This window comes from Pseudomonas sp. IT-P4 (assembly GCF_949767755.1).
In the GTDB taxonomy this organism is placed as follows: Bacteria; Pseudomonadota; Gammaproteobacteria; order Pseudomonadales; family Pseudomonadaceae; genus Aquipseudomonas; species Aquipseudomonas monachiensis.
Genome location: NZ_CATKPX010000093.1, coordinates 1 through 362, shown reverse-complemented (window position 1 = coordinate 362; position 362 = coordinate 1). Strand labels below are relative to the sequence as shown.

The window sequence follows — 362 nt, the reverse complement described above, 5'->3', positions numbered from 1 at the left end:
CCAATACGTTGCCGTTGAGGGTCAGCAGGGTTTCCGAAGCGGTACTGGCGTTGCTGTCGTACACGGCTTTGGGCAGGTCGTCGACGATGTTGACGTCGAGTGAACCGGTGGCGGTGGTGCCGTTGTCGTCGACCACGGTCACGGCGAACTGCTCGGGCAAGGTGTTGGCGCCGTTGGCGGTCGAGTGGGCTTCGTTATCGACCAGTGTGTAGCTGTAGCTCACCACGCCGGTCGCCGCGTTGAACCCAGTGATGGTCAGGGTGCTACCCAGCGGCGTAGTGATCGATTGCGGGAAGCCCGCGGCCACGCCAGCGGTGACCACGGCGATGCCGCCCACGGTCAGGGTCGTCACGCCGTCGAGG

The 362-nt window shown here is 64.9% G+C and carries 1 protein-coding gene; it reads right to left on the bottom strand.

Annotation, left to right across the window (positions count from 1 at the left end):
* The coding region (locus ACM6IT_RS27020; RefSeq protein ID WP_414919023.1) for a hypothetical protein at positions 1 to 362 on the bottom strand (362 nt) is incomplete at both ends.